At 67.9% G+C, this 25,213-nt stretch carries 39 protein-coding genes and 1 pseudogene; 31 read left to right on the top strand and 9 right to left on the bottom strand.

Annotated elements, in window-relative coordinates; all coding sequences use genetic code 11:
• Positions 1 to 12: 12 nt before the first annotated feature.
• The 15 genes from B0675_RS39820 to B0675_RS41700 all read left to right on the top strand — a co-directional run bounded on the left by B0675_RS39820 (position 13) and on the right by B0675_RS41700 (position 14,332).
• The gene (locus B0675_RS39820; RefSeq protein WP_081224704.1) at positions 13 to 342 is read left to right on the top strand and encodes an HK97 gp10 family phage protein; all 330 of its coding nucleotides are present in this window, start codon (positions 13 to 15) and stop codon (positions 340 to 342) included.
• The gene (locus tag B0675_RS39815) at positions 339 to 731 is read left to right on the top strand and encodes a hypothetical protein (RefSeq protein WP_081224703.1); all 393 of its coding nucleotides are present in this window, start codon (positions 339 to 341) and stop codon (positions 729 to 731) included. The genes B0675_RS39820 and B0675_RS39815 overlap by 4 nt, the downstream gene beginning before the upstream one ends.
• A 179-nt stretch (positions 732 to 910) precedes the next feature.
• Positions 911 to 1,390: a phage tail protein gene (locus tag B0675_RS39810; protein WP_241540210.1), complete on the top strand. Its 480-nt coding sequence runs from the start codon at positions 911 to 913 to the stop codon at positions 1,388 to 1,390.
• 89 nt (positions 1,391 to 1,479) lie between these two features.
• Positions 1,480 to 1,914, top strand: coding sequence for a hypothetical protein (locus tag B0675_RS39805; RefSeq protein WP_143661178.1), 435 nt, complete (start codon positions 1,480 to 1,482; stop codon positions 1,912 to 1,914).
• Positions 1,915 to 1,973: 59 nt separating this feature from the next.
• Positions 1,974 to 2,324 carry a hypothetical protein gene (locus B0675_RS39800; RefSeq protein ID WP_081224700.1) on the top strand — a complete coding sequence of 117 codons (351 nt, stop codon included), beginning with the start codon at positions 1,974 to 1,976 and terminating at the stop codon, positions 2,322 to 2,324.
• A 22-nt stretch (positions 2,325 to 2,346) separates the two neighbouring features.
• Positions 2,347 to 7,281 (top strand): hypothetical protein, encoded by a 4,935-nt coding sequence (locus B0675_RS39795; protein ID WP_081224699.1) that lies wholly within the window; start codon positions 2,347 to 2,349, stop codon positions 7,279 to 7,281.
• Positions 7,282 to 7,291: 10 nt separating this feature from the next.
• On the top strand, positions 7,292 to 9,523 hold the full coding sequence (locus B0675_RS39790) for a hypothetical protein (RefSeq protein ID WP_081224698.1): 2,232 nt from the start codon (positions 7,292 to 7,294) through the stop codon (positions 9,521 to 9,523).
• A gap of 3 nt (positions 9,524 to 9,526) precedes the next feature.
• Positions 9,527 to 10,618, top strand: a complete 1,092-nt coding sequence (locus B0675_RS39785) for a DUF5047 domain-containing protein (protein WP_081224697.1) — start codon at positions 9,527 to 9,529, stop codon at positions 10,616 to 10,618.
• On the top strand, positions 10,615 to 11,376 hold the full coding sequence (locus B0675_RS39780; RefSeq protein WP_081224696.1) for a hypothetical protein: 762 nt from the start codon (positions 10,615 to 10,617) through the stop codon (positions 11,374 to 11,376). Before B0675_RS39785 ends, B0675_RS39780 begins: the two co-directional genes overlap by 4 nt.
• Before the next feature lie 8 nt (positions 11,377 to 11,384).
• Positions 11,385 to 12,005: a hypothetical protein gene (locus tag B0675_RS39775; protein WP_081224695.1), complete on the top strand. Its 621-nt coding sequence runs from the start codon at positions 11,385 to 11,387 to the stop codon at positions 12,003 to 12,005.
• 65 nt (positions 12,006 to 12,070) lie between these two features.
• Positions 12,071 to 13,009 (top strand): hypothetical protein, encoded by a 939-nt coding sequence (locus tag B0675_RS39770; protein WP_179165579.1) that lies wholly within the window; start codon positions 12,071 to 12,073, stop codon positions 13,007 to 13,009.
• A gap of 29 nt (positions 13,010 to 13,038) precedes the next feature.
• Positions 13,039 to 13,380, top strand: a complete 342-nt coding sequence (locus B0675_RS39765; RefSeq protein ID WP_241540209.1) for a hypothetical protein — start codon at positions 13,039 to 13,041, stop codon at positions 13,378 to 13,380.
• Between the two features lie 57 nt (positions 13,381 to 13,437).
• Entirely contained in the window at positions 13,438 to 13,806 is a 369-nt protein-coding gene (locus tag B0675_RS39760; protein WP_081224693.1) for a hypothetical protein, read from the top strand.
• A 35-nt stretch (positions 13,807 to 13,841) separates the two neighbouring features.
• Positions 13,842 to 14,159, top strand: a complete 318-nt coding sequence (locus B0675_RS39755; RefSeq protein WP_143661177.1) for a hypothetical protein — start codon at positions 13,842 to 13,844, stop codon at positions 14,157 to 14,159.
• Between the two features lie 14 nt (positions 14,160 to 14,173).
• Positions 14,174 to 14,332, top strand: coding sequence for a hypothetical protein (locus B0675_RS41700; protein ID WP_179165578.1), 159 nt, complete (start codon positions 14,174 to 14,176; stop codon positions 14,330 to 14,332).
• Between the two features lie 57 nt (positions 14,333 to 14,389).
• Here B0675_RS41700 and B0675_RS39750 read toward each other — a convergent pair whose 3' ends face one another.
• Entirely contained in the window at positions 14,390 to 14,569 is a 180-nt protein-coding gene (locus B0675_RS39750; RefSeq protein ID WP_081224691.1) for a hypothetical protein, read from the bottom strand.
• 64 nt (positions 14,570 to 14,633) lie between these two features.
• Here B0675_RS39750 and B0675_RS41695 point away from each other — a divergent pair, with 64 nt between their 5' ends.
• From B0675_RS41695 to B0675_RS41690, 4 genes are all read left to right on the top strand, one after another.
• Positions 14,634 to 14,993 (top strand): hypothetical protein, encoded by a 360-nt coding sequence (locus B0675_RS41695; protein ID WP_179165577.1) that lies wholly within the window; start codon positions 14,634 to 14,636, stop codon positions 14,991 to 14,993.
• Between the two features lies 1 nt (position 14,994).
• On the top strand, positions 14,995 to 16,152 hold the full coding sequence (locus tag B0675_RS39745) for a tyrosine-type recombinase/integrase (RefSeq protein ID WP_179165576.1): 1,158 nt from the start codon (positions 14,995 to 14,997) through the stop codon (positions 16,150 to 16,152).
• Positions 16,149 to 16,721, top strand: coding sequence for an endonuclease domain-containing protein (locus B0675_RS42400; RefSeq protein ID WP_241540208.1), 573 nt, complete (start codon positions 16,149 to 16,151; stop codon positions 16,719 to 16,721). Before B0675_RS39745 ends, B0675_RS42400 begins: the two co-directional genes overlap by 4 nt.
• A gap of 289 nt (positions 16,722 to 17,010) precedes the next feature.
• Positions 17,011 to 17,373, top strand: coding sequence for a helix-turn-helix transcriptional regulator (locus B0675_RS41690; RefSeq protein ID WP_081224689.1), 363 nt, complete (start codon positions 17,011 to 17,013; stop codon positions 17,371 to 17,373).
• A 179-nt stretch (positions 17,374 to 17,552) separates the two neighbouring features.
• On the opposite strand, the gene B0675_RS39730 is transcribed toward B0675_RS41690, so the two are convergent.
• Together B0675_RS39730 and B0675_RS39725 are read right to left on the bottom strand one after the other, a co-directional pair.
• Positions 17,553 to 17,738 carry a hypothetical protein gene (locus tag B0675_RS39730; RefSeq protein ID WP_081224688.1) on the bottom strand — a complete coding sequence of 62 codons (186 nt, stop codon included), beginning with the start codon at positions 17,736 to 17,738 and terminating at the stop codon, positions 17,553 to 17,555.
• A gap of 34 nt (positions 17,739 to 17,772) precedes the next feature.
• Positions 17,773 to 17,961: a hypothetical protein gene (locus B0675_RS39725; protein ID WP_081224801.1), complete on the bottom strand. Its 189-nt coding sequence runs from the start codon at positions 17,959 to 17,961 to the stop codon at positions 17,773 to 17,775.
• 122 nt (positions 17,962 to 18,083) lie between these two features.
• Between B0675_RS39725 and B0675_RS39720 the strand changes: the two genes are divergently transcribed.
• Positions 18,084 to 18,269: a hypothetical protein gene (locus B0675_RS39720; RefSeq protein WP_081224687.1), complete on the top strand. Its 186-nt coding sequence runs from the start codon at positions 18,084 to 18,086 to the stop codon at positions 18,267 to 18,269.
• A 4-nt stretch (positions 18,270 to 18,273) separates the two neighbouring features.
• Positions 18,274 to 18,471 carry a hypothetical protein gene (locus B0675_RS39715; protein ID WP_081224686.1) on the top strand — a complete coding sequence of 66 codons (198 nt, stop codon included), beginning with the start codon at positions 18,274 to 18,276 and terminating at the stop codon, positions 18,469 to 18,471.
• An 81-nt stretch (positions 18,472 to 18,552) separates the two neighbouring features.
• Here the strand turns inward: B0675_RS39715 and B0675_RS39710 are convergent, their stop codons facing one another.
• Together B0675_RS39710 and B0675_RS42655 are read right to left on the bottom strand one after the other, a co-directional pair.
• Positions 18,553 to 19,419, bottom strand: coding sequence for a DNA ligase (locus B0675_RS39710; RefSeq protein ID WP_081223873.1), 867 nt, complete (start codon positions 19,417 to 19,419; stop codon positions 18,553 to 18,555).
• Positions 19,420 to 19,459: 40 nt separating this feature from the next.
• Positions 19,460 to 20,191: a DUF6233 domain-containing protein gene (locus B0675_RS42655; protein WP_347110922.1), complete on the bottom strand. Its 732-nt coding sequence runs from the start codon at positions 20,189 to 20,191 to the stop codon at positions 19,460 to 19,462.
• Here B0675_RS42655 and B0675_RS39700 point away from each other — a divergent pair.
• The 4 genes from B0675_RS39700 to B0675_RS39685 all read left to right on the top strand — a co-directional run bounded on the left by B0675_RS39700 (position 20,190) and on the right by B0675_RS39685 (position 21,433).
• Entirely contained in the window at positions 20,190 to 20,387 is a 198-nt protein-coding gene (locus tag B0675_RS39700) for a hypothetical protein (RefSeq protein ID WP_081223872.1), read from the top strand. The genes B0675_RS42655 and B0675_RS39700 overlap by 2 nt on opposite strands.
• A gap of 21 nt (positions 20,388 to 20,408) precedes the next feature.
• Complete coding sequence (locus tag B0675_RS39695) at positions 20,409 to 20,648, top strand: hypothetical protein (RefSeq protein WP_143661142.1); 240 nt, start codon at positions 20,409 to 20,411, stop codon at positions 20,646 to 20,648.
• Positions 20,649 to 20,888: 240 nt separating this feature from the next.
• Entirely contained in the window at positions 20,889 to 21,131 is a 243-nt protein-coding gene (locus B0675_RS39690; protein ID WP_143661141.1) for a hypothetical protein, read from the top strand.
• Positions 21,128 to 21,433 (top strand): hypothetical protein, encoded by a 306-nt coding sequence (locus tag B0675_RS39685; RefSeq protein WP_081223869.1) that lies wholly within the window; start codon positions 21,128 to 21,130, stop codon positions 21,431 to 21,433. Before B0675_RS39690 ends, B0675_RS39685 begins: the two co-directional genes overlap by 4 nt.
• 1 nt (position 21,434) lies before the next feature.
• On the opposite strand, the gene B0675_RS39680 is transcribed toward B0675_RS39685, so the two are convergent.
• A complete protein-coding gene (locus tag B0675_RS39680; protein ID WP_081223868.1) occupies positions 21,435 to 21,638 on the bottom strand; it encodes a hypothetical protein in 204 nt (67 codons plus the stop codon).
• A gap of 67 nt (positions 21,639 to 21,705) precedes the next feature.
• On the opposite strand from B0675_RS39680, the gene B0675_RS41190 reads away from it, so the two are divergent.
• The 4 genes from B0675_RS41190 (at position 21,706) to B0675_RS39665 (ending at position 23,251) form a co-directional block, all read left to right on the top strand.
• Positions 21,706 to 21,918 (top strand): hypothetical protein, encoded by a 213-nt coding sequence (locus B0675_RS41190; protein ID WP_143661140.1) that lies wholly within the window; start codon positions 21,706 to 21,708, stop codon positions 21,916 to 21,918.
• Positions 21,919 to 22,117: 199 nt separating this feature from the next.
• Positions 22,118 to 22,627, top strand: a complete 510-nt coding sequence (locus B0675_RS39675; protein WP_179165507.1) for an ImmA/IrrE family metallo-endopeptidase — start codon at positions 22,118 to 22,120, stop codon at positions 22,625 to 22,627.
• Positions 22,628 to 22,731: 104 nt separating this feature from the next.
• The gene (locus B0675_RS39670; RefSeq protein WP_179165506.1) at positions 22,732 to 23,031 is read left to right on the top strand and encodes a hypothetical protein; all 300 of its coding nucleotides are present in this window, start codon (positions 22,732 to 22,734) and stop codon (positions 23,029 to 23,031) included.
• Positions 23,032 to 23,038: 7 nt separating this feature from the next.
• Complete coding sequence (locus B0675_RS39665; RefSeq protein ID WP_143661139.1) at positions 23,039 to 23,251, top strand: hypothetical protein; 213 nt, start codon at positions 23,039 to 23,041, stop codon at positions 23,249 to 23,251.
• Positions 23,252 to 23,307: 56 nt separating this feature from the next.
• Here the strand turns inward: B0675_RS39665 and B0675_RS39660 are convergent, their stop codons facing one another.
• Together B0675_RS39660 and B0675_RS39655 are read right to left on the bottom strand one after the other, a co-directional pair.
• A complete protein-coding gene (locus B0675_RS39660) occupies positions 23,308 to 23,496 on the bottom strand; it encodes a hypothetical protein (RefSeq protein WP_081223865.1) in 189 nt (62 codons plus the stop codon).
• Positions 23,497 to 23,529: 33 nt separating this feature from the next.
• On the bottom strand, positions 23,530 to 23,775 hold the full coding sequence (locus B0675_RS39655) for a GntR family transcriptional regulator (RefSeq protein ID WP_241540087.1): 246 nt from the start codon (positions 23,773 to 23,775) through the stop codon (positions 23,530 to 23,532).
• 135 nt (positions 23,776 to 23,910) lie between these two features.
• Here B0675_RS39655 and B0675_RS41185 point away from each other — a divergent pair, with 135 nt between their 5' ends.
• Complete coding sequence (locus B0675_RS41185) at positions 23,911 to 24,138, top strand: hypothetical protein (RefSeq protein ID WP_143661138.1); 228 nt, start codon at positions 23,911 to 23,913, stop codon at positions 24,136 to 24,138.
• 194 nt (positions 24,139 to 24,332) lie between these two features.
• On the opposite strand, the gene B0675_RS40940 is transcribed toward B0675_RS41185, so the two are convergent.
• Positions 24,333 to 24,569: a helix-turn-helix transcriptional regulator gene (locus B0675_RS40940; protein WP_241540086.1), complete on the bottom strand. Its 237-nt coding sequence runs from the start codon at positions 24,567 to 24,569 to the stop codon at positions 24,333 to 24,335.
• A gap of 497 nt (positions 24,570 to 25,066) precedes the next feature.
• Between B0675_RS40940 and B0675_RS42395 the strand changes: the two are divergent.
• Positions 25,067 to 25,213: pseudogene (locus B0675_RS42395) on the top strand (chorismate mutase); the annotation flags it as partial.

Here is a 25,213-nt window from a genome sequence, read left to right as displayed (position 1 = left end):
AGGGGAGGTGCAGTGGCTGCCAGGTTCAAGATGAAAAAGAAGGGCGTCGGGCAGATGCTCCGCATGCCCGGCATGGAAGCGGAAATGCTTCGCCGAGCCAAGGTCATCAAGGGCGCCGCCGTGGCTTTGTCTCCCGTCGACGAGGGCAGTTCGACCGCCGGGCACTACAAGGCGTCGTGGTCGACGGACAGTACTTCCCGTGGCGGGCGTCGCCGGGACCGCGCTGTAGCCACGGTCTCGAACTCGGCCTACTACGCCCGCTGGGTGGAGTACGGCACGGAGAAGGTCCGCGCGCATCACGTGCTGCTGCGGGCCGCTCAGATCGGCGGGCGAAATCAGTGACCGCCCTCGTCGATATCGAGCTGGAGCTCATCACCCGCGGGACGGCCCGGTTTCCGGACGCGGTCGTGCGTGACGAGCTCGACAACCGGCTCCTCAGTGAGCTACCGACGATCCAGATCGAGCAGATCCCGGGCGGCGGCGATGACGGCCTTCTGCTGTCCCGTCCGATCGTCGATATCAACGTGTACGCAGCGAGCAGGCCTGACGCGATCGCGTTGGCCCGCGAGGTGCACGACTGGGTGACGCGTGAACTGCGCGGCTCGACCTCGGATTCGACGGTGATCGGCCGAACCGGCTGCCTATCTCTACCTGCGATCCGCCCCTACGAGAACACCTTGCTCCGCCGTGTCGGAGCGACCTACGAGCTTTTCTGCCACCCGGTCTCCTGACCGTCCTCTGGGCCCGCGCCGGACCCCCGTTCCTGCCCGTGCGCGGGCTCTTCTCTGTCTGGAGACACAGCATGGTCAACATCACTCGATCTTCGGATCTTTCGCTCGTCGGGGCGACGGGTGGGGGCTGGGTGAGCCCGGTGGGCACGCCGGCTCTCGCCTCGCCGACCGATCAGCCTATGGCCCCGTGGACGCCGCTGGGCGCCATCAGCGACGACGGTCTGACCTACGGCTTCGACGAGGACTCTCAGGAGTTCACGCCGTGGGGCCTGACCTCCCCGTTCCGCACCCAGATCACGAAGTCCGTGCGGACGTTCGGGCTGACGGTGTGGGAGACGGGCCGCGTCGCAGTCCAGTCGCTGCAGTACCGGCTGGACGAGGCGGACCTGGAGCCGGACGAGGACGGCATCACCAAGTTCGCCGAGACCGCCTCTCCCGTCCCGGACCGGCGCGCGTTCTGGTTCCTCGTCGTCGACGGCGAGTCCTTCAAGGGCTTCTACGTCCCGCAGGGGGAGATCAACGACCGCTCCGACGTCTCGTTCAAGCAGGACGAGATCAGCGGCTACGAGTGGACGATCACCACCTACCCGGACGAGGCCGGCAACACGGTCTACCACGTCGACAAGATCCCCGCGACGCCCGCCTACTCGGGCTCCTGAACGGGTGGGCGGACCGGCATGCTGGCGCGGGCCCGGTCCGCCCACCTCTGCACCTTGCCCGCGCCATCACAGAAAGCGAGACCCGCGCCGTGGCCACCACACCCCGCAAGTCGACCGCCAGCAGCAGGAAGCCGCGGACCGCGGCCCGATCCGCGTCCCGCCCTCCGGTGTCGCGTCGCGACGTCGAACCCGATGAGGTCGACGAGCCGGACGTCACTGAGGCTGAGGCCCAGGAGATCGAAGCAGACGGCCACTACGTCACTACCGACCTGTGCGGCGAAGAGGTGCAGGTCATTCCGCCGTCGGCGTGGCGGTCGTCGTGGCAGCGCATGCTCAATCAGGGCAACCTCGACGGGTTCGCCCAGGCGGTGCTGCACCCGGACGACTACGAGCTGTACCTCGAACTCGACCCCACCATCGTTGAGTTCATGGAGTTCTCCCAGGGGGCCGCAGCGCTGGCCGGTGAGAGCCTGGGGAAATCCAGTGGACCCGCTCCGTCGTCGAGGCGCACCCGGAGGCGGTAGAGGCCGACCTGCTCCGCTACTACCAGGGTGTCGACCTCCTCGACGTGCACCGCGGCGCCATGACATGGCGCCGCCTGCGGGTCCTCATCCAGCATCTGCCGTCCGAGTCGGCGACGTGGACTGCCCTTCGTAACGGCCTGTCGGATGAAGAGCTTGCGGAGCAGTCGGAGAAGGGCGAACCGGAGAAGGGCCGCTGGTCGCAGAGCGACCACCTCTTGGCCGTGATCGCGGACCGGGTTGCCCGCCTGGAGTACGTGCTGCTCAGCGTCAACACCGAGAAGAAGTCGCAGCGGCCGACGGCGCCGGAGCCCATCCGCCGGCCCGGCGCGAGGGCCGTCAAGGCGAAACAGCAGATGTCGGATCTGCAGGCCAACACCCTGTTCGAGTTGCTCAACGGAGGCGCCGCGTAGCGCTGCTGAGGGGAGGCCCTCAGTGCCCGCTATCTCTGTCGGCTCAGTCGAGGTCGATGTTCTGCCGAACGCGTCGGGCATCCTCGGCCGACTGCAGGCCGCTCTTGTGCCGCCGGCTACGCAGGTCGGCGAGGAGATCGGGAAGATCATCGGCCGTCAGGTGGTCACTCACCTGGCGCCAGCGATCCGCGACGGCATCAACGAAGGTGCGAAGGCGGCACGTCCGGCCGCGACGCGGCAGGGGTCGGACACGGGTGGTGCGTTCGCGCGGAGTCTGCGGGCGAAGCTCACTGAAGCGTTCCGCAGCATGCCGAAGCTTGACATCAAGCTCGGCGACACGGGTATCGATGCGGACCTCGCCCGATTGCGGGCCCGCCTGGAGTCGCTGTCCGGCAAAACCGTCGGCATCGACATCGACGCTGCGACGGCGCGCGCGCAGGCCGCGGACATCGAGGAGCGGCTGCGCCGTATTGGCGCAGCCCACCCGAACGTGGCGGTGCGCGCGGACACGGCGCGGGCGATCGCACAGCTGCAGGCCCTGCAGGCGCAGATCGACGAGGTGTCGGCCGACCCGCTGCGGATCCGTATGGAGACGGACGGCCAGCTCGGCACCCGTCTGCGGGCCGCGGTGGCTCAGGCTGAGGCGTCTCTGCCGAATGTCAACATCGGGGCGGACACCACGCCGGCCGAGGTGGAGATCGCTCGCCTGCGGGCGCAGCTGACGTCCCTTCGCGATGCCCGCGTCGGAATCGACATCGACGCCAGCGGCGCCCTGGCTAGGATCACGGAGATCCAGGCCCGCCTGGCGCGCCTGTCCTCGCAGAACGCGGACGTCAACGTCCGCGTGGATGCCGGTGCGGCTGCCGCTCAACTGGCGGCGTTCCAGGCGGCGGTGAACCGTCTCGATGGTCAGACGGCCCGGGTGGATGTCGATACTACGTCTGCCGTGTCGGGCATGCAGGTGCTGATCACGGCTGCGATCGCGTTTGGCCCGGCGATCATTCCGGCTCTGCCGGTGGTGGCCGCCGGCCTGGGTGCTATCGCTGCGGCTGGTGTCGCGGCTGCTGCTGGTATCGGCTCGATCGCGCTGGTTGCGGTGCCCGCATTCAAGGGCATCGGGTCTGCTCTGCAGGCTCAGAAGGCTGCCCAGGATGCGGCGACGAACGCCACGTACAAGGGCGGTCAGGCGTCGTCGCAGGGCGCGTCGAAGGCGCTGCAGATGGCGGGCGCGCAGCAGTCGCTGGCGACTGCGCAGCGCAATGCTGCCCGGCAGATCGCTGACGCCGAGCGTGGCGTGAGCGACGCGTCGCGAGCCGCGGCGAAGGCGAACGCGCAGGCTGCGGCACAGGTCAAGTCTGCGCGCGTCAGTCTCGCGGACGCGTATGCGGCTGCCGCGGAGCGGATGCAGCAGGCCAACGAGCAGGTCGACCGTGCGGAGAAGGATCTCGCTTCGGCGCAGAAGGCGTCGCGTCAGGCGCAGTTGGATCTGACGGCGGCCCGCGCGGAGGCGTCGCGGCAGCTGCAGGACTTGAACAACCAGCTGAAGGACTCGCAGCTCAGCGAGCGTGACGCCGAGATCGCGTTGAAGGAAGCAACGGCCGCACGCAATGCGGTGATGAACAACCCCAACGCCTCGGATCTCGACCGGCAGAAGGTGCTGCTCGCCTACGACCGGGCGGTGCAGCGGCTTAACGAACAGCAGTTGGCGACCAAGCGGTTGCAGGCGGACACGAAGGCGGCCAACAAGGCCGGCGTCGAGGGCTCGGCGACGGTCAAGTCGGCGCAGGAGCAGCTTGCTTCGGCGCAGCAGGCCGTCATCGACAAGACCAGCGCGTTGAAGAAGGCGCAAGCTGACGTCGCGAAGACGCAGATCGAGAACACGCGGTCGATCGCGGACGCGCAGGCGAAGCTGTCTGAGGCGCAGAAGAACGTCTCGGAGGCGCAGCGGCAGGGCGCGGAGAACATTGCGCGCGCCCAGGAGCGGGTTGTGCAGGCGCAGCAGTCGGGCGCGGACTCCATCGCCTCGGCGCAGCGCCAGATCCAGTCGGCTTCGCTGTCCGCGGCGGGCGGCATCGATCAGGCGGCGATCGCGCAGGCCAAATACCAGGCGGAACTCGCGAAACTGACGCCGGCGGCGCGGGCGACACTGAACGCCTTCGTCGGCCTGAGGTCGGCGTTCGGGGACTGGTCGAAGTCGCTCCAGCCCGCCGTGATGCCGATCTTCACGCGGGCGCTGGTGTCGTTGCGGAACACGCTGCCGACGCTGACGCCGTTTGTGCGGGGTGCGGTCACTGCGATCACGGAGCTGCAGGATCGGGCGTCGCGGTCGGTGAAGTCGCCGTTCTGGCAGGGCTTCAAGAAGGACTTGCAGGGCAATGTCGTCCCGGCGGTCGTCGGGCTCGGTGTCGCGATCGGCAACCTGATCAAGGGCATGGCCGGGATCGTCGACGCCTTCCTGCCGCACATGGACGGCATCTCGAAGCGGATGCAGAAGATCACCCAGCGGTTCGCCGACTGGGGGGCTGGCCTGAAGGGGTCGCCGGAGTTCGAGCGGTTCCTGAACTTCGCGTCGGACAAGGCGCCGCTTCTGGGTGACGCCCTCGGCAAGATAGCCAACGCTTTCCTGCAGGTCGGCGAAGCCCTGTCGCCCCTGTCGGGGCCCCTGCTGCAGATCCTCGGCGGGATCGCCAATGCGATCGCGATCGTGGCGGACAAGGCGCCGTGGTTCATCCTGTTGATCTACGGGATTGTCGTGGCGATGCGGCTGTGGACGATCGCCCAGTGGGCGTTCAACGCGGCGGCTGCGGCGAACCCGTACACGCTGATCGTGATCGGCATCCTGGCCCTGATCGCCGCGGTGGTCTACGCCTACAACCGGTTCGGCTGGTTCCGGGCCGGGGTGCAGGCGGTCTGGGACTGGCTGAAGACGGCGTCCCTGTATCTGTGGAACACGGTGCTGAAGCCGGTGTTCACGTGGATCGGGAACATCGTCGTCTGGCTGTGGACGTACATCATCAAGCCGTACATCGGCTTCATCATCGCTTACTTCAAGGGCGTCGCCAGCGTGGCGACGTGGCTGTGGACGAACGCGATCCAGCCCGCTTTCAACTTCATCGCTGCGGCGGCGAAGATCCTGTTCACGGCGCTGGTCGTGATCGTCCTTCTGCCGATCATCGCAACGTTCAAGATCCTGGCCGCCACCGGAATGTGGCTGTGGAACAACGCGATCAAGCCCGCCTTCCAGGGCATCGCCACAGTCGCGGTCTGGCTGTGGAAGAACGTCTTCCAGCCGACGTTCCAGCAGATCGGCGACAAGGCGAAGTGGCTGTGGTCGAACGCGATCAAGCCTGCGTGGGACGGCATCAAGTCTGGCGCGAAGATCATGTGGGAGAACGTCCTCAAGCCGCTCTTCGACGCCTTCGTCCTCGGGCTGAAGACCGTCGGCAAGTGGGGCGTCTGGCTGTGGAAGAACGCCCTCAAGCCCGCCTGGGATGGGATCGTCCTCGTCTCGAAGTGGGCCTGGGACAAGGGCATCAAGCCCGTCTTCGACGGGCTGAAGTCCGCGGTCGGCAAGGTCGCCGACGCGTTCAAGGTGGCGAAAGACGCCATCAAGGTCGCCTGGGACAAGATCAAGGGGATCGCGAAAGCCCCCGTCCAGTACGTCGTCGACGTCGTCTACAACAACGGCATCCGCGGCGTCTGGAACAAGGTCGCCTCGGCCTTCGGCGCGCCGAAGCTGGGCAAGTTCTCCTTCGCCTCTGGCGGCATCATGCCTGGCTACACGCCCGGCAAGGACGTTCATCGGTTCGTCTCCCCGACGGGCGGCGCGCTTGAACTGTCGGGCGGCGAGGCCATCATGCGGCCCGAGTTCACGCGGGCGGTCGGCTCCGGGTTCATCAACACGCTGAACTCGATCGCCTCCAGCCGTGGCGCCCAGGGCGTGAAGGCTGCTCTGGCGCCCGCGTTCGGCGGTAGCGCACCGATGGCGACGGACATGTCCTCGCGGTACGCCGCGGGTGGCGTGGTCCAGCGGTTCGCGGACGGCGGCATCTTCGGATGGATCAAGTCGGCCGGTTCAGCACTGAAGGGTGCCGGCTCGGACGCCTGGAACTCCATCAAGAAGGGTGCCTCCTGGCTGACGGACACCTTGGAGGCGTCAGCGCGGGCGGGCGTGAAGAACGTCGTCAACCCGCTGCTGGCCAAGTTCCCGGGCATGGACACTGGGATCGGCAAGCTGATCCGCAAGATCCCCGACAAGATCATTGATGCCCTGTTCGGCTACAGCAAGAAGGCCGACGACAAGGGCGCCGGCGGTATCGGTGGCCCGCGGATCGCCGCGGGTCTGAAGTGGGCGAAGACGCAGGCTGGTCTCCCGTACCAGTGGGCCGGTAACGGCAACCCCAGCTGGGACTGCTCTGGGTTCATGTCGGCGATCGAGTCCGTCATCCGAGGCCAGAAGCCGCACCGCAGGTGGGCGACTGGAGCTTTCTCGGGGAAGACGGCGCCGCCCGGCTGGGTCTACCACGGCAACAGCCCGTTCAAGATCGGCATCACCAACGCGGGTGTGGGTCACACGGCGGGCACGATCGCCAAGACCAACGTGGAATCCCGCGGCGGCGCCGGGGTCGTCGTCGGCTCGCGGGCCCGAGGCTACAACGACCGTCTGTTCGGCAGCTGGTATGGGTTCAAGCCCGGCACCTACGACGCTGGCGGCTACATCCCGCCCGGCCTCAACCTTGTCAACAACGGCACCGGGCGACCGGAGCCGGTGTTCACGACGGCTCAGGCCAACGCCCTCACGTCGATGGCGGCACGCGGCGGACCGTCAGGGCCGATGAGCTTCGAGGGCGACCTCAGGCTCGACTCCGGCGAGTTCCTCGGCCGGGTCCGCGGTGAAGCCTCGGCGGTCATGCGGGAGGGCCAGCAGGCCCTGATCCAGGTACTCAACGCGAGCTGAGGAGGCCATCTTGGCGATCCCCGGAAACCTCCTCAGCTCGACCACTGAGTCCATCGACCCGAACACCTCCGGGTGGACGTCCAAGCTCAACTGCACGATCGCCAAGGGGACGGGCGGCCGGAACGGGGATGGCTGCCTCGTCGTCAAGTCCGTCGCCGCGGGTGAGATCCAGGCCCGCACCGTCTCCTCCTATCCGGTCGTCGCCGGGACCGTCTACCAGGCGTTCTCCGACACGGCCGGGGTGGTCGCCGAACGCATCGGCATCCGCTGGCTGACAGCGACGGGCACTGAGGTGAGCGTCACCTGGTCGCTCACCACGGCTGCCGCATCATCCGGCTGGCACCGGGTGAGCGTGGCGGGGGCAGCACCTGCGACAGCAACGCAGGCGCAGGTGCTGCTCTCGTCGACCGAGGTCGGCTCCACGGTCAATCACTACTGGGAGAACGTCTACCTCGGGCTACCGATCCGCACGGTCGGCAACCTCCTGAACTTCAACACCGAGTCTGCGGAGATTGACGCTGCGGGCTGGGCGTCCATCACCAACGCGGCCATCTCCCGTCAGGTCCCCGTCGTTTCGTGGGCGGTCGACGCGTACAACGTCGGCGGGCACACCCTGGCGATCACGGCGGTCGCCAACGGCAACGCCTCGGCCCTGGCCATCGACCGGCCGACAGTCACCCCGGGCACCGAGTACCTGGCTTACGCCTACCTGCAGCCGCCCACCTCCGGGTCGACGACGTGGATCGAGCTGCGCTTCTACGACGGGTCCGGCACGCAGATCGCCGCCCAGAAGTCGACGCTGGCCGCCCCCGGCACCGGCATGTACCGGCAGCGGGCGTCGCTGGCGGCGCCGTCGAACGCGGCGACCTGCTCTGTCGCGGCCGGCGTGGACTCGGCGACTGCCGGACAGGTGCTCCGCCTGGAGACCGTTGTTGTCACTGCAGCTACGAAGCTGCAGGCCGGTTCGGTCATGCCGTATGCCGACACCGGCTTCGAGCAGGGCGTCGCAGGGTGGACGACTGCGTCCGGTATCGCCGTGCTGTCGCGGACGACCCCATGGGGTAACGCGTACTTCGAAGGCTCCTACGCCCTCAACGTCGCCTCGTCCACGGCGACAGCTTCGACGCTGCGCTCGGCGAAGTTCGCTACACCCGGCGCGGCCGGACAGAACTTCCGGGCACAGATCCTTGCTCACGTCGGCGCCGGATCGTGGACCAACATCACCATCAAGGTCCGCTGGTACAACGCCTCCAACACGGACCTCGGAGCATCCACCGGCACCCTGTACGCCATCCCTGGCGGCTCCTGGTACGCGCTGGCCAGCGACGCCGTGGCACCGGCCACCGCGACGCAGGCAGCCATCGAGCTCATCCCCACCGCCTCGGCGACGTCGAGTGTTCTCCACATCGACCAGGTCGTCCTGTGGCAAGTCCTGCCCCTGACATCCGTCCAAGCCGTCGACGACAGCGGCTACATCCAACTGACCCTGCGCGAACTGCCGCTCGACTGGCTCCTCACCGTCTACCGGATCACGCCTGACGGGGCGCGCGCCCTCGTCCGGGGAACATCCGGGCTGGTCAACCAGCAGGCCATCACCTCGGACATCCTCGTCATCGAGGACCACGAGGCGCCCATCGGGGTGAGCGTCTACTACCGCATCGAGATGCGGTCGAGTCCCAGCGCGGGACCCTCCTCGCGGACCTCCGCGCCAGCCGTCCTGTCGCTCGCCGACATCAACGAAACGTGGCTGAAGGACCCCGGGAACCCGCAGCGCAACATGCGCGTCGTGGTGCAGGGGCCCCCGGATTGGGAGCAGCCGATCCAGCAGTCCGTGCAACGGGTGCGAGGCCGGCGCCGGGCGGTTGTTCTGTCTGGTATCCGCGGCGGGCTGGAGGGCAGCCTTGCTGTCTGGACTCGCACGGACGAGGAACGGATCGCGCTCCGCACCCTCCTCAGCTCCGGCAACACGCTGCTTTGGCAGGCCAATCCGGGGATGGGCGTCGACGACATGTACGTGTCCGTCGCCGGCGTCTCCGAGGGCCGGATCGGCGGGCCGGCTCAGGAGCCATGGCGGACGTGGACGCTGCCTCTCACTGAGCAGGACATGCCGGTGACGACCGCGGTGAACGGCGCGGCGGGCCGTACCTGGCAGGACGTCGTGACCGAATTCGATACCTGTGCGGACCTTCTCGCCGTGTACGCCACCTGCGAGGACTTGCTGCTCGACCGGCGAATGGGGTGAGCTTTGTACCCCGTCTCCGACCGCTTCCTGGCCCGGCTCGCCGAGTCCCACCAGGTAGCCACGCGCGTCCAACTGTTCCTGACGACCGGCCAGGTCATCGACCTCGACCATACGGGCGGGTCGGTGACCGTGGACCGCGGGCAGGCAACCCGGCGGACCTGCTCGGTCACCTGCCCCGACCCGGCCCTGATCCCGCGCTCGCCGACTGACCAGCTCGCCACCTATGGGGCCCGGCTCCGGATCTCCCGCGGCGTGTACTTCGGGGACGGTACCGAGGAACTCGTGCCACTCGGGCTTTTCCGGCTGGACTCGGTCGGCGGCGACATCAACGACGGCCCGATCACCCTGACCGGCAAGGATCTGTCTGCGATCGTCGCCGACGACAAGTTCACCTTGCCGTTCACTGTGTCCGGGACGGTCGTCGGTGCCGTATCCAGCCTGATCCAGCGGAGCATCCCCGACGCGGACATCCTCGGCCTCATCGTCGACGCCCCCATCGGATCACGCGCCTTCGACGTCGAAGCGGATCCGTGGGCCGGCGCGCAGGAGATCGCGGCGGCGGCTGGCGCCGAGGTGTACCCGAACGCCGACGGCGTCTTCATCATCGCCACCCTGCCTGAGCTGCTGACGACCCCGCCCGTGTGGGCGGTTGAGGCCACCGAGGGTGGCGTCTACATCTCCGGCAACCGGGCCATGACCTCGGACAACGTATTCAACGGCGTCCTGGCGCGCGGCGAGAACACGACCGACAACATTCCGCCCGTCTCCTACCTGGCCACCGACACCGACGTGAACTCCCCGACGTACTGGGGCGGACCCTTCGGGCGGAGACCGATGTTCTTCTCCTCGTCGACGCTGATGACACTCGCCGCATGCACGCAGGCCGCGAACCTCAAGCTCGCCCAGTCCAAGGCCCCGAACGCGTCCGGCGACTTCTCCAGCCTGCCCAACCCTGCGCTCGAACCCGGCGACGTGCTGCGCGTGATGCACGAGGACCAGAGCCGTGAACTCCACCAGGTCGCCTCGTTCTCCGTCCCGCTCGACGAAGGCGGCGACTTTCCCATCGCGACGATCTCCGCCAAGGAGGACTCGTGACGACGAGCAGCGACCACGCGATCCGCTCCGCCCTCACCACCGCACTCCAAGGCCAAGCGAAACGGGTCGGCGAACAGGCCCCCTCAGTGCGCGGCGCGGACTGGCGCCTCGCCACCGTCACCGCAGTGGGGGCCGGCACGATCACCGCGGACGGCCTCGTCTGGCGCTGCCTATCCTCCTACGTCAGCCCGACCATCGGGGACGTCGCCGTCGTCAGCCAGTCGAGCAGCGGCAACCTAATCGCCCTCAACCGGCTCGCCACCAGCGCAACCCCGCTCTACATGTCGGTCTACCGGTACAAGCCCGCCAACACCGACCGCAGCAGCACGACGACGTTCACCGACGATCCCGACCTCACATGCCTGCTGGATGCGAACGCCGTCTACCGCGTCGAGTTCTGGCTGCACTACGCCGCGATCGACCTGGTCAGCAGCAGCCCGGCTGGCCGGTTCAAGACGATGTGGTCGGTGCCCGCCGGCTGGACCGGTAACCGGTCCGCGGTGGGCGCAGACCAGGGCACCGTCCTGTCGGCCACCTCGTCCGGCGGGCAGGGGCGCTGGGGCGTCCACAACTTCAGCACTGCCTGCACCTACGGCGACCGGGACTCCTCAACCAACCAGGCGTGCGCCATCGAGGAAGGCATCGTCACGACGACAACGGCAGGCTCCGTCACTCTTCAGTGGGCGCAAGCCGTCTCCAACGCTGCCAGTACTCGCCTCGCGCAGGGTTCCACCCTGTGCGTCACCCGCATCGGATAGGAGACCGCATGTCCACCACGGACGGCTACGGGCAGGGCATCGGCCTCTGGTCGATGACGGACGCCCCGTCGATCCCTGACGCCATCGCTCTGTTCGCCGCGGGGGTGTTGCCTCGGTTGAGGATGACGTTCGCGTCGGCGTCCGCACGGGGCGCCACTCTCGTCGGGTCCTCGGCTCCGGTCCCCGGCATGATGACGTGGCTGACCGATGTGGGACGCCTCGACGTGTACGACGGCACCGCGTGGGTGGCCATGTCTGTCGGTACCTCGTCGTGGACGACGATCAGCCTGGCCTCCGGCTTCACGCAGAACGGCAACAGCAACGGCAACCTGCAGTACCGCCGGCTGAACGTCTCCGGCGAGGACTCCCTGCAGCTCCGCGGCGCGGTGAACCGGACCTCGTATCCGGCGTCCCCGCCGTCCAGCTACGCCGTGAACGCCTCCGCCCTGCCGACGTCAGTCCGGCCGACCACCCTCCGCACCGTCGTCGTGCCCTGCTCGGACATCAGCAGCGAGCGCATCACCCTCAAGCTCGACGTGCAGACCGACGGCTACCTCGTGATTTTCGGCATCGGCACGGACGTGAAACCGCCGTGGATCGGCTTCAACGGCGTCACCGTCTCCCTCTAACCCCCCACAGCACCACGCCCGCGCCCCTGAACTGGGGCTTTTTCTATGCCCTGATTGGGGGCCTCATGGCCAGGACAGGCCCGCAGCGCTACCCCGGCGCATCGACTGCCTACTGGTACGGGACGAAGTACCCGGGCTCCGTCATGGAGTCGAACGTGATCGTCTGGCACACCACCGAAGGAACGTCTCTCCCCTCGTACAGCGGGGGAGCGGAGGCGCCGAACCTCACCGCGAAGCCGGACTTCGCCGCCAAGCGCCTCGTCTGGTACCAGCACTTCGACTTCGACGTGTCCGCCCGCGCCCTCGTCAACAAGGCGGGCGGCGTCGAGACGAACACCCTCAACGTCTGCCAGATCGAGATCGTCGGCACCTGCGACCCGGCCACCCACGCCAAGTGGACGAAGGCCGGCTACGCCCACCTGTACACGCCCGAGCTGCCCGACTGGGCGATCCGAGACCTCGCCGCGTTCGCGAAGTGGGCCCACGATCAGCACGGCGTGCCGCTCACCTCCACGGTCACGTTCAAGGCGTACCCGGGCAGCTACGGCGACAACGGCGTCCGCATGTCCCCCTCGAAGTGGACAGCCTTCACCGGCCACTGCGGCCACCAGCACGTCCCCGAAAACGACCACGGCGACCCGGGCCAGTTCCCGATGGCCGCCATCCTCGCCGCCGTCAGCGGCGGCACCACCCCCGCCCAGGAGGACGACATGCCCACTGCCGCCGAGGTCGCGAAAGCCGTCCTCACCTACGACGGCGTCATCGTCGTCCCGGGCGCACCGAAGACCAACCCGACCTGGACGCTGTCGAGTTCGGTCACCGAGATCCTCAAGCGCCTCGACAACGCGAACAAGACGCTCGCCGCACAGTCCGCCGCGATCACCGCGATCGCTGGCCAGCTCGGCAAGAACGTCGACACGGCGGCCGTGGTGGCCGCGGTGGACAAGGCCATCGCCGACGCCGTCATCAAGGTCGACGTCGCCGTCACCGGACAGGAGTCCTGAACGTGAGAATCTTCGGCAAGGAACCGGTCGTGGTTCTGAACACGCTGTCTGCCGTGCTCGGCCTGATCGTCAGCCTCGGCGTCACCAGCCTGTCCGCCGAGACCGCTGGCGCCATCGTCGCGGCCGTCTCCGCGATCCTCGGCGGTATCGCCGCGGCCATGACCCGCCCGATCGCCCCGCAGGCCTTCACAGCGATCGTCGCCGCGGGCGCTGTCCTGGTCGGAACCCTCGGCTACGACGTGTCGCAGTCGACGGTCGGCGCGATCAACACGGTCGTCCTGGCAACGCTCACCCTCCTGACCCGAGCTCAGGTCTCCCCGTCCAGCCCGGCGGCACCCGCCTCGGTCGGCACCAGCCCGACGGTGGTGTAGATGCACCGTCGTGCCGCCCGACGGCTGAGCAAGGTGCTTGGCCGTCGAGGGGCTTTCTTGCTGCCCTACGGAACCGTGTGGACGCTGTACGGGTACGCGCAACTCGTCTCCCCGCAGCCCGACCAACGCGGCCTGACCCTCGCCACGCAGATCATGTCGCTGCACGTGTGGGGCTGGCTGTGGATTGCGGCAGGACTCGCCGGCGTCATCTCGGCCTGGCTTCCCCAGGGCGCCGACTGGGTCGGCTTCCTGGTGCTGCCGCTGATCGTGCTGCCGTGGATGCTGTCCTATCTGACCGCATGGCTGCAGGGCGACTTCCCCAGAGGCTGGGTCGCCGCCTCGGTGTGGACTGCGATCGCCGTTCCCGTGCTGGTTGTAGCGGGATGGCGCGAGCCGCCCCGCGTGAAGAGAGTGCGAGTCGAGTAATGGGCGTAGACACCTGGGTTCAGGCGGGGATGGCGGTGGTCGCGGCAGCTGGCGGCGTCGTCTCCGCGCGGTCCGCACGTCGGACGAAGCGGCAGGAGAAGCGGGATGACTTCACCGCGGTCACCGACCGTATGGAGAAGGAGATCGGCCGCCAGGGGAGCCGGATCAGTGAACTCGAATCGGACTCTGTCGTGAAGCAGGAGCAGATCACCGGGCAGGGTGCCGCGATTTCCTGGCTGGTCGTGGACCGGCGCAGACTCGTGTCCTACATCCGCAAGTCGGGGCTCGAACCGCCGCTGCCGCGGCCGATCCCGGAACGGGCCCGGCCCTACCTCGACTCCATCGACGTGTAAGAACTGGAGTGCGAATGCCCCAGCCTGAGCCGATCCCGATGCGGCCCCGCCGCGACGATGCCGCGGCGGACGCGGACACCCTCGAAGAGATGGGCCGCCTCGACGAGCAGCCGACGCCGGCACCGTCGATCAGCCCGTTCCTCGAACCCGACTACCCGCCCGAGAGTGGGTGACGAACGCCCCCGCCCCCTGCTTCGGCAGGCGGGCGGGGGCGATCCGTCTGTGCGGCATTAAATTGGGCAAGCCTCAGCCAGGAGGCGATTCGCGGTGACGAGGTGGGAGTGCGCCTCGGCTGTGGTGCCGGTGCGTAGCGCGTCGGATGCCGCGTCCAGCTCGCGGCGGGCTTCGGCATACTCCGGGTCGTCGCCGATCGCGTCCAGCACTTCGTCGATCGCTTGATCAATCCTCATTCATCCCCCTTAGTCGAGACGGCAGCCTAGCGCATAACGTTCCCTTATGCGCTAGCATTTGACTATGACTCAGCCTCAGTGCACGCCTGCTCTGATCGACCTGGAAGACGCCGTGCGGGCCGCCCTTGTCGACGCCGGGATCAACCTCCTGAACATGGACGCCGATCCGAGCGCCGACGGAAACGACCCGGGAGGCGCGGCAGTCACCGCCGACATGACTCTCGGCTGCATCCTGGTCCGCTGGGAGGTCCACGACCGACTCGCCATCGCTTTCGAAGATGAAGGCGGCAAGGAGGTGCGAGCGCGCTACACGGCAGCGCAGCGGGCAATGCACGGAGCCCTCGTCACCATCCTCGGCGCCTACGACTTCCCGATCACCGCCAACCGGCCGGGCGAGTCCATCCACGTCTCTACGGGACAGTGACGTGACCGACCAGCTCGCCACACAGTGCACCGAGCGCTCGATCGCGCTGCCCGGCTCAGACCTGTTCGAGGAAGTCCGCCGCAAGCTCGTCGACGACCTCGGCATGGTCCAAGTCGGCCGCCAAGGGCAGAAGCGCATCTACCGGCCCCGCGCCGAACTCCTCGCCGAAGCCGTCACCCCCGACACCTTCGTCATGGTCATGGACTGGCTATCCTCCACCCGCCGCGGCAGCCTCCAGACCAAACGCAACTACGTCGACGACATCCGCCGCGTCTGGGGCGGGTACGCCCAAGAGCTCGGCCACGAACGGTTCGCCCTCGGCTGCTTCACCGCCGACCACATCCGCGCCTGGCGACTACGGATGGAAGGCCGTGGCACTCCGCCGACCACGATCAGCCGCTACCTCAACGCGCTTTCCTCGCTGCACACCTACGCCGCCGAGAAGATCGACCTCCCCAGGAACCCCGTCACCCAAGACGACCGGCCCAAGGTCGACAAGGGCAACACCTCCCGCAGTACGCCCGTCCTTGAGGTCGGCGAGGTCCAAGCGGTAGTTCGGGCAGCGGAGAACGAGTTCGACGCGCTCATCGTCCTGCTCCTCTATACCCTCGCCGGACGCGTCTCCGAGATGTGCGCCGCCGACGTCACCGACCGGATCGAACGAGGACGACGCTCGTACCTCGACGTCACCCGTAAGGAACACAAGGAGCGGATCCTGCCGCTCCCCGTCACCGTCGCCGAACTCCTCGATGCGCACACCGCAGGACGCACAGAGAAGGCGCTGCTCCTCGACTCCGCCGGCCAGCGCCTCGACCGACACGACATCGCCCGGCTCCTCACCCGCCTTGGCCGAAAGGCCCGCGTCCTCACCTGCGCGCAGGTCGACGGGCCGGAGAAGCACAGCTTTACCAAGTGCAAGTCCTGCCGGAAGCTCACCCCGCACGTGCTACGCGCCAGCCGGATCACGCACATGCTCGACGATCACGTCGACCTCGCCGAAGTCCAGGCGTTTGCCGACCACGACAACCCCGCCACCACCGTCGGCTACTGGAAGCGCCGCAACAAGGGCCAACGAAACGCCGCTCACGTCGACGCAGCCGAAGCCCTCTTCGGGGGGATCGCCGATCGCTTTCGCCCAGCATCCAAGGAGGGACCGTGACCTACAAGTTCCCGTTCGACGTGGACACGGTTGCCTACTCGTCGCCACCGCCCTGCGGCCGGCTCACCAAGCGGGGAACCGCCTGCCAGCAGAGTCCACTCGCGTATTGGCGCCTACCGAAGCGTGAGGGGCGGCCTCGCTCCTGCCTGCGCCACCTCACTTCGGAGGAGCGCGCCGAATATGACCGCGAGGTGGCAGCCGCTGAAGCTGCGGAGCAAGAGGTGCGTCGGAGGATTGAGGGAATGGCGCCTGCATGCTGGAGCTGGGACCTACCGAACGAGGTCGCGCTCCGAGACTCCGATCCGGACGTTCACGGGCTCGCCGTGATCGAAGAGTGGCAGGCCAGCAGGTGCGCGATTTGCTCCGCAACAACCACCCTCGTCACGGACCACGACCATGCGACCGGGCTCGTTCGCGGGCTGCTATGTCAGAGGTGCAACACCGCCGAAGCGTTCCGGGACGCCGGGCCGTACCGGAGATATCGGGAGCGGCCACCTGCGGCGATCCTCACGGTTCAGGCGCGCTACTGGAACCCGCTAGCCAAGGCATCGGAAGACATCGGGCTCTGAACGCGCGAACGCCCCCGCAGCCATGCCGGCTGCGGGGGCGTTGTGCTGTCTGGCTCAGCCCCAGGCGGTGTCGCTGAGGCCCCACGTGGTGTCGCTCACGTCCCCTCCAAGGTCAGGTGCGGCCACCGAGCGTCCCGAAGGACCCCGCCCCGAAGGGGGGTTGCGAACACGGTGGCCGCCTGATCACGGTAGGCGAAGGCCGTCCCGCCTGTCAGCCCCTCGTGCCAGACTGCTGCGGACCTGCCTCGCGCCCCTGCCGAGGCGGGTCTGTCTTTTGAGGGAGAGGGCCATGGCGGACGAGCTGCGGGAACTGGTGAAGGCGCGACGTCGCGAGTTGAAGCTTTCGTACCACTCGCTCGCCGCGGCCTGCACCGAAGCGGGAGCGTCGGTGTCGTCGGCCTGGCTGCATCGCCTGGAGACGGGAGAGGTCGTCGTCGCACCGAGCGCGGCAACGCTGGCTGGGATGGCGGTTGGCCTGCGCGTAGACGTGGCCTCTCTTCGGGAGGCTGCCGCTGCACAGTTCTTTGACCTGCACCTGCCGTGGAATGTCACCGGTGAGGCCGCGGACTTGCTGAGCATGATGGCCCTGCTGCCGGATGGCCAGCGACGGGCGCTGACCGATCTCGTCCGAGTCATGGCGAAGGATCACTGATCGCAGGTTCGATGTGTACCTGTTTCCGGCCGTGATCTATCGCGGTGGCTGGTTCGGGTGCATGGTGGTGGTGCGGCTTCTCGATCCACCCCCGGGCGGGATGTCGTTCGGGCCCCGCTGCGTTGCCGTGTGCGGGGCCCGCCGCTCCTCCCGGCTCCCCACGGGAGGCCATGCGGCTGTCAGCTTGCGGGCTGGAGCCGTTCCCCGGGCTTCACCTCGACGATCTCGACGTCGGTGCACTTCGCCGCAATGAGCCGCTTCTTCCGGTCCTCGGCGCTGGCCTTGTCGTAGCTGACGCCGGACGCCTGCTTCGTACCGTCAGGCTCGGTCCAGGTGAGGCCGTAGTTCTTCATCGTGATCGCCATGGGGTGAGTATCGCCGCCGGGTCTGACAGTCGCTCTACGCCTCAGCCTTACCGGGCGTCTCTCGTTCGCGTCGCTTCTTCTTTACCCAGTCGTGCATGGCTTCGATGAGGGCGTCGGACGGTGTGCGCTCCTCGGCTGCGGCCAACTGCTCGAACTCGTCGCGTAGCGGCTTGGGTGGCCGGAAGCCCATGACCTTGGTCTGCCCGGTGGCGGGTCGTCCCATCATTCCCCCCTCGGTTTGTGTTTAACAGAATCTAGCATCCATCTGGCGTGACGAGTTGACAAGGAGCGCTGCGCCCGTCATTCTTGTTGAACAGAAACGAATGGCAAGCAGGGGAGACGGAAATGACCAGCATCGCCACCGCAGACAGCCTCACCCGCAACGACCGAGTTATCCGCGAGGATGACCCACTGCCGTACCTCGTTGACAGGGTCGAGGACCAGGCGCAAATGGTCATCGTCACCTACTCCAGTGGAGAAAAGGTCACCTACCCCAAGCGCCAGCCGGTGATCGTCGTAGGCCGGGACTGAACCGATGGCCACCCCGGACTCCGCGCCCGACCTGATCAACGCCCTCTATGCCGCGGCGCTCCGCCTGGAAAAGGCCGCTGGTGACGCCCACGCCATCGCGGAACAGCTTGCCCTCGGAGCCGCGGAAGCCCGACGTGCTTACGAGGTCGCGTCGATGGCAGCCGACGGGCCGTACCGCAACAACGACCTCCGCGACGCCTGACCGGCCCTCACGACTAAACGATGCCCCGCCTGAAGCAAGCAGGCGGGGCATCGTTATTTCAGCCTAGCGCCACGCAGTGGCTCACCGGACTCGCGTCACCGTGACGACCCCGTGCCGCGTGGTGCCGGCCAGCACTTCGACGGTGAGCCCGGGCGCGACGGTGGTGTAGCTGCCGAGGTCCCGGGTGCGGTTCCGCCGGCCGGGCCCGGATGTGGCGATGTGTGCGGCGACGGCTGCGGCGAGCGGCGCGGTGAGTGCCTGCGACAGCCGGTGCCGTGTGTCGGGGAGTTCGACGACGAGGGCGCGCGGCCGTGCGGCGGGCCCGGTATGACCGATGACCCGCGCGTCGACGGTGTCGGCATGCCTGATCTTCTGCCAGATCCGCCCGGCCCGATACGGGCTGCCGGCCCGCTTCGCGACGATTCCCTCGATGCCGACGTCGTGGAGCGTCTCGTACCAGGCCTGCGCCACCGTCGGATCGTCGGTGGCGGGCACGACCTGGATGGGTGGCGGAACGTCTTCGAGGAGGTCGAGGAGGAGGCCGCGGCGCTCCGTGTACGGGCGGCCTCGGACGTCGCCGTGGTCGGGGTGGCGGAGGATGTCCCACGCGGCGAAGGTGGCCGGCCACTCTGCGGCCAGCTGCCGGGCGCGCGACGGGGATGAGGCGGCCCGGGACTGCGCGGCGCTGAAGTCGACGCGACCGCCCTTGTAGATGACCGCCTCCCCGTCGAGGACTGTGCCCGGCCGGAGAGTGTGGAGTGCGGCGACCGCGAGATCCATCCACGCCCGGGTCACGTCCCGCCCGGACCGGGCCTGTGCTCGGACCGTCTCTGCCTCCCGCCAGATCACGGCTCTGTGCCCGTCGAACTTCACCTCGTACCACCAGCCGTCCCCCGTGGGCAGGCGCGGCACCGCCTCGGCGAGAGCGACATCGACGGGGAAGTCCATGCGATCAGCCTGCCGCCGCCCTCGAGTATCTGCCCGTCGGCTACTCCAGCAGGCCGAGATCGGTGTCCGGTCGGCAGTGAGCGCAGGCGGCCACCTGCTCCCGCAGGGCCTGGCGCGCCTGGTCCTCGGTGATGCCGCTCCGCCGCTTGCCCGCCATGTGACAGTCGCCGCGATGGACGTACACGGGTCGGCCGCCATTGAGTCCTTGCTCGAGGAGCCAGTCCGGGGCGGGCGGCCGTGCCTGCTCGCCTCGTCGCCGCTCGAGCTGCCGCTGTTCTTCGGCTGCGATCCAGCGCTGGGTGCGCTCGAGGTCGGCGAGCTGGACGCGCTCGAGGAACCGGAGCTGCTCGAGTCTGGACAAGACAGGGTCGTTCACATGTTCGATAGTAGGGCTGTACGCTGCGACCGTCACATCGGGCTCGAGCAACGGGAGGACAGCATGCACAGCCCTGACCTGCTGCCTCTCTTCGGCGTCACAGTTGACGACCTCGAGCTGGCGCCCGCCGATGCCCCGTTCCGCTCGAGCGGCAAGCGACGCCTCGCCGAGGGACGCGCCTGCCTCCGCTGCGGGCGCGCCGCGGCTGTCGCCGGCGTAGCCGACGTTCCCGGCCGGGGCCGCTTCTGGGTGGACCGGTGCATCGCCTGCATGGTGGCGACGACACCGAAACCGGCAGGGCCGCCAGCGCCGCTCGAGGAAGTACTCGCCGTTCTTCGCGACGCGGCGCTCGAGGCGCGCGTCCCGCTCCACGTCCTGCTCGAGGATGAGCAGCATGGATGACGAGGGCCGCTACCGCCTGACCTTGACGATGGGCGGGCGTCGCACGATGCGCGGCTGGTGGGCAACCGAGACCGCGGCGAGGAAGCAGATCCCCGTGTGGGTGCGGGACTGGGGTGTCGAGGGCGCCGTCATCACCCTCACCGACACCGCGACCGGGACGGTTATCCACAGGTGGCCCGACGAGGACTGACCGCTCTGCCATCCTGGCCGCATGAGTCTGGATCCGAAGTCTCCGTCGATGGCTCTCTGGCTTCGCCTGCTCGCGGCTGGTGTGAGCGAGGACGAGGCGCGGACGCTGATGAACGGCTACGCGCACGAGCTGGCCGGGCGGCAGCGGACGTGGATCGAAGCGCGCACTGACATGCCGTGGTGGGTCGACCAGATCCCCGACGTCATCGACCCGGACGAGCAGCACCCGCCGGTCGACGAGTACCGCATCTCGACGCGCTGACCGCCGAGTTGTCGGTGGCGGCCCGTAAACTGGCGGTCAACTGTCCAGTATGCAGAGCTATTGGGCAGCTACTCGGTGCCGCCCCGCCCGCTGAGAGACCGGGCGGGGCGGACGACTTTGGAGGGCGCGTCGATGCCTGAGATCCCAGTCAACGTCTGGATCTTCTGCTGTGCGGCTGCCGCCGTTTTCGCGCTGGTGGGGGAGCAGCCGAACGCCCCACTGTTCTGTCGATGGCCATACATGATCTGGGAGTCTCTCGCCCGCCACAGTTGGCGGCGCCCGGCCTCAGCCGCGGCCCGCCCGGACTACGCGCGCATCGCCCGCCTGGAGCGCGAACTCGGCCTAGCCGACGAGTCGCCCGAGCGCCCGATCCGGCCCGGCCGCACCATCTGCCTGACGAAGGACTGCCGCGGCGACACCGTCGAGGTTCACAGCTGGCAGGGGCCTGTCGCTACCCGTATCCACCGCTGCGAGGCGCCGTGAACTGCCGCAAGCACGGTCCCGGCTGCTCGGTGCGCTGGGGCTACGACCAAGAACACACCGACTCGGGACGTCCGTACACCGCTGGCGAGTTGGGGGAGCGTGTCGAGGCGCCGCACCGGCACGCGTACTCGTCGGCACAGGAGTACGAGCTCGGTTTCCGGACGTGGCGCGCGATGCGCCGCGACGACCGGCTGACTGCCGCCGAGGAGCAGGTACGCGAGCCTCTGATCCTGGGGCGCCTCGGAATCGCGGGTAGCTCATTCGACGAGGTCATCGAGCGGGCGCTCAAGGCGGCGGAGTAGGTCAGGCCGCCTCGGGCTCCGGATGCCGCACGGTCTGCTTGAGCCCCATCTCGACGGCGTACCGAGCGTGCCCCGCCTCGGCAGCGAACGCGGCGATCCCCTCGTGCACGGCCCGCGCCGTGTCCACGGTCAGCGCACCAGCCTGAATCTCCGTCCAGGCGGAACGTTCCAGCGCAATCAGGTCCGGGGGGAGTTCGATAGCCACCCCGGGATCATAGGTTGCTCACCGGTTCCCCTTTGAAGCGGCACTCCCGGTAGCCGAGCCTTGATCCATGACCATCAACCTTGATGAGCGTAGGTCCGAGGCTGCCCAGCCCGCCTACGACGGAGCAGTCTGCGGATGCGGGGAGGCCTGGTTCCTCCTCGACGGCGACAACACGGCACCCAACGGCGCCGTCTGCATGACGAACGGCGGCACCGTCACCGGCTACCACGGCAAGCCGCGATGCATGTCCTGCGGGAGGCGATACCAGCTACCCTCGTAGCCACGGCATGACGCGAACGCCGGACCCCGGGCGCGGGGCAAGGTCTCACCGGGCCCGTGTAGGAAGTCGCCGGCGACGGGGACGACCGAAGGCGGTGCGCGCCGCCAGTGCTGCGAGGCAACGGGTCGCAGACTCCGCGCAGACGGCCCCGTCCCTCGCGGACGGGGCCTCTTCACGCCGCTGCGGCGAAGGGGACGGTATGGCGCGAGGTGAGGCAGCGGCACGACAGCTTGTTCAGGAGAGCCCCGCCAGCGGGCTTCCAGTAGACCCGGAGGCTGTCGCGGAACGGCTCGGTGCCACCGTCGTCCGCCAGCCGGCCCCCGTCGAACTGTCCGGGATGCTGGTGCGCCGCGACGATCAAACCGTCATCGGCATCAACGCGGACCTGGACCCGACCCGGCAGCGGTTCGCCCTCGCCCACCTCGTCGGGCATCTGCAACTTCACCGGCGGCGTGACCTGATCCTCGACACCGTCGAACGCCACGCTCTGGGCAACCTGGCCAGCCTGCCAACGGACCGCGAGGAGACCGAGGCCAACCGGTTCGCCCTGGAACTCCTCGCCCCCGAGACGGCGGTCCGGAGCGCGGCCGTCGAGGCAGACTTCCGGACTGCCGCTCAGCTCGTCGACCTACTCGCCCCACGCTTCGACCTCACCAGGTCGACTATGGCCGGCCGGCTGATGGGGCTCGGGATCATCCTCGACGTCTGATCACGCCGCCGGGGCGACATGCCCGTCCCGGCGCACGGTCCATCGGGGTGCGTATCTTTCCTAGTCCATCTTGATAGCCAATCTAGATTGGCTATCTTGATTTCATGACCAACGAGACACCCCGCCTACTCCCCACCGGCACCTGCTGGTGCGGCTGCGGCGGCACCACCAGCCTCGGCGCCTTCTTCTGCCGAGGCCACGACAAGGTCGCCGAAGCCGCCCTCCTCGCCGCCCGCTACGACAGCTCCGTAGCCCGCCTCCTCAGCCACCACGGCTTCGGCCCCGACAAGTCCGTCCTCGACGCCGCCGTCGACGAAGGCGGCTGGGAAATCTGCCCGAACTGCGAGTACGCAGGAGCACCCCTCAGCATCCGTAACCACGCCCGCAAGATCCACGAAAAGTGAGGCACCGATGACCGCAAAGCCCCGAGAGCCCTGGCGAGTGATCCTCTCCCAAGGCGGCGCCCAGCTCGCCGAGATCGGCCACACCAGCGAGGCCAAGGCGTTCGCGCACGTCCGGACCGGACTCCGCTCCGGCGCCGACACCGCCCAAGTCATGAAGTGGGAAGACGGCCGATGGTGGCACTTCGAGACCGTGACCGCCGCCGACATCCCTGACGCCTGACGCAGGACACAGCGAAGCCCCGGCCAGGTCTAGTGGCCGGGGCTTCGCCATGCACTCTATGCCGCTTCGACGATGTCCCCGCGTTCAGCGGCCGTCGCGACCGTCCACTCGTCGCGCAGTACCTCGTACCGCTGCCGCGTCTCCCCGTACAGCCAGCCGCCAGCCCGCGTGATCAGGGCGCGGATCTCCTCATTCACCACGTCGGCAGGCCGCGCGGAACCCGGGAGCGGGGGAGGGGAGGACATAGATCAAAGCGTAGCCGCCGGGTGTGACAGCGGTCAGCCCTCGGCAGGAGGCCGGCTGGAGACGAACGATCCGAGGCCCGGCTCCGTGTAGATGAGGCCCTCGTCGCGGAGGCCGCGGTGAACCTTCTGTGCGGTCGCCTGCGCGATCCCGAACTCGGTGGCGAGCTGAACGACCGAGGGGACACGAGTGCGGGGCGCATAGGTGCCGTCCGCGATCCGTCCACGGATCACCTCGGCTACCTGCTTCCACCTGGGCACATCCGCCTCGAATTCGATCACACGGTCAACGTGACACGCCATCCCATGCCACGCGAGCGGTCGCATACGTGGCACGCCATAGCATGCTATGTCTAAGCTGCTGAAACAGCCCCGCCATGCACGGCCGGGGAACCAACCGGCAAGCGGAGCGTCGACGTGGACGAGCGTAGAGACCCCGAACCCCCCACGGGAAGCCGACAGGCGTCGGCTGGCCGGGGGAAGCTGTCGCCGCCGACGGCCGCGTGGAACGTCTACGTGCAGCACTGCCGAAGCTGCAAGCCATGCAAGGACATCGACCAGGCCTGCCCCGACGGGGCCCGACTGTACGAGCTGTGGCAGGGGATCGCCGCGCGGGCCTTACGGTCCATCGCCCGCGGCGCGTGATGGCCGGTACTGAACGGTCGGTCAAACGCCGAGTAAGCGACAGTTAACCGATACCAGTCCCGAAAAGTCCTGGCCAGGGCATACGCAACCGGTTACGGACATCGGTGGTGTGGACCAATATTGGTCAGATAAATGCACCCAACAAGCTTGTTTCCGGTCTCGCGTCATGGTCTTCTCTTGACAAAGATTCAACTTCAGCGGAGGAGGTCCGTCACGTGCACGCCGAGGACCCAGGCGATCCGATGCAGGGAGCCGATGCGCGCGTCGGTCTTGCCTGCCTCGATGTCCTGATAGGCGGAGCGCGACAGGCCGGCTGCGAGGAACACGGTCTCCTGGGTCATGTTCTCGTGAAGGCGCCTGATGCGGATGCGGTCGCCGATGGCGCGGCGCTCACGGAGCAGCCAGGAGTCGTCATCGGGCAGGCGGGGCACGTGACAAACGCTCTGCCGAAGATGATCATAAGTCAGCCCGGTTTACCGGGCAATATTCGATCTTGAAACGCGCCACCCGAGGTGCGTCGCTGCAGCTCTCAGCTCTGCGCGCTATGGAGAACGCCGCAGGGGTGGCTGTAGTGTGCAAGATTCGAACGCCCGTTCGCTCGATCGAGTGAATCAAGGCATCGACCTGCATCCATCCGGCAAGGAGACAGGTCGAACCCCACGAGCGTGTCGGGCCGTCACCTACGGATTAGCCCCCCCTCGGTGATGGCTCGGCACTTGGGGCGGCCCCTCACGCCTGGCCGGCAGGAGTGTGGGGGGCCGCCTGTCTCTTCTTGGCTGCCCTGAGCTGCAGCAATCCAGTGATCCCTTAGGGGATTTTTAGGGGACGACTAGAGGTAGGCGGACGACATCCGCAATGAACTCCGGAGGTACTCCCAGGACGTCGGGGAGGGCTCGCCGTTCGAGGGCGATGCCGCCTAGCTGGGGCGTTGCGGAAGAGCGCGAGGTCAGAACTGGACCCGGCCTTCGCCGAGAAGCTCCTCACCTTCATCATCGCTGAAGTGATCAGACACCATGAGCGGATCGCCGATAACTCTTTGACCAGCGAAGGAGCGGCCAGTCAAGATCCTCAATGA

This window comes from Streptomyces sp. M41(2017) (genome assembly GCF_002078175.1).
Lineage (GTDB): Bacteria > Actinomycetota > Actinomycetes > Streptomycetales > Streptomycetaceae > Streptomyces.
Note: the sequence above shows the minus strand (reverse complement) of the source record. Positions and strands in the feature narration are given on the sequence as shown.

Bases quoted from the DNA above. Each gene is read 5' to 3' on its own strand.
- B0675_RS39810 (WP_241540210.1), top strand. From the start codon at position 911: ATGGCCCCGTGGACGCCGCTGGGCGCCATCAGCGACGACGGTCTGACC.
- B0675_RS39800 (WP_081224700.1), top strand. From the start codon at position 1,974: ATGACATGGCGCCGCCTGCGGGTCCTCATCCAGCATCTGCCGTCCGAG.
- B0675_RS39775 (WP_081224695.1), top strand. From the start codon at position 11,385: ATGTCCACCACGGACGGCTACGGGCAGGGCATCGGCCTCTGGTCGATG.
- B0675_RS39770 (WP_179165579.1), top strand. From the start codon at position 12,071: ATGGCCAGGACAGGCCCGCAGCGCTACCCCGGCGCATCGACTGCCTAC.
- B0675_RS41700 (WP_179165578.1), top strand. From the start codon at position 14,174: ATGCCCCAGCCTGAGCCGATCCCGATGCGGCCCCGCCGCGACGATGCC.
- B0675_RS39750 (WP_081224691.1), bottom strand. From the start codon at position 14,569: ATGAGGATTGATCAAGCGATCGACGAAGTGCTGGACGCGATCGGCGAC.
- B0675_RS41695 (WP_179165577.1), top strand. From the start codon at position 14,634: ATGACTCAGCCTCAGTGCACGCCTGCTCTGATCGACCTGGAAGACGCC.
- B0675_RS41690 (WP_081224689.1), top strand. From the start codon at position 17,011: ATGGCGGACGAGCTGCGGGAACTGGTGAAGGCGCGACGTCGCGAGTTG.
- B0675_RS39730 (WP_081224688.1), bottom strand. From the start codon at position 17,738: ATGGCGATCACGATGAAGAACTACGGCCTCACCTGGACCGAGCCTGAC.
- B0675_RS39725 (WP_081224801.1), bottom strand. From the start codon at position 17,961: ATGGGACGACCCGCCACCGGGCAGACCAAGGTCATGGGCTTCCGGCCA.
- B0675_RS39720 (WP_081224687.1), top strand. From the start codon at position 18,084: ATGACCAGCATCGCCACCGCAGACAGCCTCACCCGCAACGACCGAGTT.
- B0675_RS39715 (WP_081224686.1), top strand. From the start codon at position 18,274: ATGGCCACCCCGGACTCCGCGCCCGACCTGATCAACGCCCTCTATGCC.
- B0675_RS39710 (WP_081223873.1), bottom strand. From the start codon at position 19,419: ATGGACTTCCCCGTCGATGTCGCTCTCGCCGAGGCGGTGCCGCGCCTG.
- B0675_RS39700 (WP_081223872.1), top strand. From the start codon at position 20,190: ATGGATGACGAGGGCCGCTACCGCCTGACCTTGACGATGGGCGGGCGT.
- B0675_RS42655 (WP_347110922.1), bottom strand. From the start codon at position 20,191: ATGCTGCTCATCCTCGAGCAGGACGTGGAGCGGGACGCGCGCCTCGAG.
- B0675_RS39695 (WP_143661142.1), top strand. From the start codon at position 20,409: ATGAGTCTGGATCCGAAGTCTCCGTCGATGGCTCTCTGGCTTCGCCTG.
- B0675_RS39690 (WP_143661141.1), top strand. From the start codon at position 20,889: ATGATCTGGGAGTCTCTCGCCCGCCACAGTTGGCGGCGCCCGGCCTCA.
- B0675_RS41190 (WP_143661140.1), top strand. From the start codon at position 21,706: ATGACCATCAACCTTGATGAGCGTAGGTCCGAGGCTGCCCAGCCCGCC.
- B0675_RS39675 (WP_179165507.1), top strand. From the start codon at position 22,118: ATGGCGCGAGGTGAGGCAGCGGCACGACAGCTTGTTCAGGAGAGCCCC.
- B0675_RS39670 (WP_179165506.1), top strand. From the start codon at position 22,732: ATGACCAACGAGACACCCCGCCTACTCCCCACCGGCACCTGCTGGTGC.
- B0675_RS39665 (WP_143661139.1), top strand. From the start codon at position 23,039: ATGACCGCAAAGCCCCGAGAGCCCTGGCGAGTGATCCTCTCCCAAGGC.
- B0675_RS39660 (WP_081223865.1), bottom strand. From the start codon at position 23,496: ATGTCCTCCCCTCCCCCGCTCCCGGGTTCCGCGCGGCCTGCCGACGTG.